The organism is Acidimicrobiales bacterium (assembly GCA_035533095.1).
GTDB lineage: Bacteria > Actinomycetota > Acidimicrobiia > Acidimicrobiales > Palsa-688 > DATLUM01.
Map to the genome: position 1 here is coordinate 1 of DATLUM010000120.1, position 3053 is coordinate 3053.

Consider the following 3053-nt stretch of genomic DNA (forward strand, 5'->3'; position numbering starts at 1 on the left):
ACGATCATCGAGACAGACGGCTTCTTCGCGGCCAACCGTGACCACGCCGACGGCCCGCTGAACCTTGCTATGCAGTCCCCGGAGAGGCGGGTGGCTACCCTGACCGCGCTCACAGTCGACCCACGACCCCGCGAAGCAGCGATCTCGGATGTCGAGCAGGCTCCGCACGGGCCTGGCCAGCGCGCCGGCCTCGGCGGGAGGGAGGATGGTGAGGGTGACCGACCGGCCGGACGAATCCGTCAGGGTCAGCGTGTCGACCGTGCCGTCGGGCGTCTTGCCAAGCTGGATGTTGGCGTCAGGCGGCAGCGCGAAGCGGGTGCCGTCGTCGAACACGACCTCGCGGCCGTGGACTCCCCTGACCGTTCGTTTCGCCGGGAGCTGCGTCAGTCGCCCGTACTGCTTCGGCTCCCGCTGAACCGGCCATTGCACGCGCGCGCCGACCCGGAGCAGGCGCAGGGCGGATTCGGTGGGAGTCATGGTGACCTCCTATCGGTGCGCCGCGCAACGCAAGCCGTGCGCGGTCAGGCGGGTGGCGGGATCGTCGTGCCCGACGCCGCAGACCTGGCCGGACCCGCAGTCGGGGCAGGTGATGCCGACCCCTTCCCCGCTCGTCTTGTCCGTCCAGAGCGTGAGCGTCGAGCCGCAGGCGCCAACGCGGAAGCGGCGGCCTTCTTCCACCGGGCCCGTCGGGTCGCCAGTGCGCCGGCGATGCGTCACCTCTGGCACGATCGCCGGCGACACGGGCACGAGGACGCCCCACAGCGGCCACGCGGCGTCGAAGTCGGCGGTGGCCTCGATGACCAGGGCCGAGTGGGAGGCGACCGGGTCGTCCTGCATCGTGGTCACCGAACGCTCCTGAAGTTGCCGTCGCGCATCAGCACCTCGTCGTTCGGCCCTTCGACCCACCAGAGCCGCTGGTCCACGTTCCAGTCGGGGTCGAGGTCGTCGCGCGCGGGCATCGCCCGCACGAGCTAGATGGACATGAGCCCGTGGGCGCGACCCCAGGAACGGAGACGCACAACTTCACGCCGCGCAGCCGTCTTGGTGAACGTCTGGACGGTGACGGCATCCGAGGCCGAGTCGCTCATCGCCAGTCTCCCGCCGATGCTCCGGTCCGGCTGCCGATCGTCCCCCCAGAGGCCGACGCCGGAGGGTCTGCGGACGATCGCCGATGTCAAGATCGCCGACAAGGAAGATGCGTCGACGGATCTGGTCAGACGATGACCAGCGCGTTGTGAATGTCCACCACGCCTTCTGTGAGCACCATCATTAGGGGGACAAGCCAGAGGATGAGGCGGATCCACGCCTCGCCGCGAGGCGCCCCCAGGCGGACGAGCAGAGGACTGGGCCGTCGGCGCGCAATACGCTGCACCACCGAACCGCGGGTGAGCATCCAGCACATGCCGAGGAAGACCCCGATCTCGAGCAGGTGAAACACCGGCAGGAGCCAGGGCGACGCGGCTGCCAGTGCGCTGCCGATCGGGTTGAGCTCGTTCGCGTGGCGCACCAGCAGGCCGGGGTGTCCCGGCACCGGCGTCCAGGCCAGAGCGGCCATCGTCTCGAACGAGTCGAGCATGACGAGGGCCGAGCCCAGGACGAAGAGCGCCCAGAACCGGCGCGACAGGCCCCAGAGCCCCCTCGGGCGATGGGCGGGACGGGGAAGGTGAAGGACCGTCGTGCGTCCACGCGTCAACTCGTACATGGTCGTGCTCCTGTGCTCCGGGCCGAGGTGCCGGCGGCTCAGGCCGTCCTCCTCGAACGCACAGGGACACTTGGCGAGGACCGAGCGGTGTCAAGGGTTTGGGCCGGAGCTGACGCAAATGCGCATCCGGAGCGCGGTTCATCACCTCGCCGAGAGAGCGCCCCACATCGTGGGCCGGGCACTCCATCGGGCCATGTTGCCCTTGACCACCGCACCGCTCGGAACCAGCATCGCGTCGCAAGAAACAGGGAGGATCGGAAGCCAACCGATGACCTCACACAGCAGCCCGCTCGCGACACTGGTTCAATCGGTGATCGAGCGGATCTCGCAGCGGCACCGGCCATCCGGTCCGCTTCTGCCGCGCGGTTCCCGACGCGAGGCTGGTCGGATCCGTCACCGGGTGACTGGGGCGTCGTTCTGGACACGCGCTGATCGACACCCCAATCCACGGAAGCCGGTGAAGCGGGTCGTGAATGACCTCGGCGGCATCTACGGCGATTCCAACCTCACGGACCGTTGGGGACTGAAGGCCACCCGGAACGACATGCTGAAGCCCGATCTCCGGAAGGCACTCCTGACTCGTCGCATCGACGACGAACAGCGGCACGACTCGCGCCTCGTGTGGCGCGGAAGGTTCAGTGCGCTACTGGGACGCGGGCGGCGCGTTCGTGAGGGCAATCACGAGAGGATCTCGGTCGCGCTCGCGCTCGCGGTCGCCGCCGCGCTGCTGGCGGGCTGCACGGCCGGCGGTGCGACCGCCCGCCCGGTACCGACGCCGTACAGCACGGCCGCCGGGAGCGGCCTGTACTCCGGTCCTTACTTCCGCGTTCCCACGGACGGAGCGGTCGCCATCGACTACACCGCCTCCGGCACGTGCAGCCTCGCGTTCAGGCTCTACCAAGACCCGAGCGGCTTCCTGGACACGCCGACCGCGCCCGTCGGTGGCGCGGCCATCACAGGTACGTGGGTCCTGTCTATCCCGGCGGGCCGATATGCCCTCTATGGGGGTGGTGCGGGCTGCACATGGTCGGTCCTGGTCCGACCGAACTGATGACCCTGACCATTGGGTGTGAGGCCGGGGGCGTGTGTCAGCTGCTGGTTCCGCGGGTCGGCTGGGCGAGCAGTGACTGTCGGGGGACGTTCCATACCATCTCCGAGGCGCGACGACGGGGGCGTGCCGCAGAGGGCTGCGGCTGACGAACCGCGGATTCGCAACCGGATTTGCCTCAGCTCTTGGCCGAGATTCGTCAAGGGACGGGCACGCGTTGGGGCGCACCGGACACGGGGCGGCAGCAGGCCGACCGGATGAAGGTACGTCCGTTTCGGGCCGGCACTGTAACCACGCCCGGAC

At 69.2% G+C, this 3053-nt stretch carries 4 protein-coding genes; 1 reads left to right on the forward strand and 3 read right to left on the reverse strand.

Annotated elements, in window-relative coordinates:
* The 3 genes from VNF71_14670 to VNF71_14680 form a co-directional block, all read right to left on the reverse strand.
* Positions 1-477, reverse strand: a 477-nt coding sequence (locus VNF71_14670; GenBank protein ID HVA75799.1) for a hypothetical protein, incomplete at its 3' end; no start/stop codon positions are given.
* 9 nt (positions 478-486) lie between these two features.
* Positions 487-846 carry a hypothetical protein gene (locus VNF71_14675; GenBank protein ID HVA75800.1) on the reverse strand — a complete coding sequence of 120 codons (360 nt, stop codon included), beginning with the start codon at positions 844-846 and terminating at the stop codon, positions 487-489.
* A gap of 367 nt (positions 847-1213) precedes the next feature.
* Positions 1214-1702, reverse strand: coding sequence for a hypothetical protein (locus VNF71_14680; GenBank protein HVA75801.1), 489 nt, complete (start codon positions 1700-1702; stop codon positions 1214-1216).
* Between the two features lie 469 nt (positions 1703-2171).
* Between VNF71_14680 and VNF71_14685 the strand changes: the two genes are divergently transcribed.
* Positions 2172-2753 (forward strand): hypothetical protein, encoded by a 582-nt coding sequence (locus tag VNF71_14685; GenBank protein ID HVA75802.1) that lies wholly within the window; start codon positions 2172-2174, stop codon positions 2751-2753.
* The last annotated feature ends 300 nt before the right edge of the window (positions 2754-3053 follow it).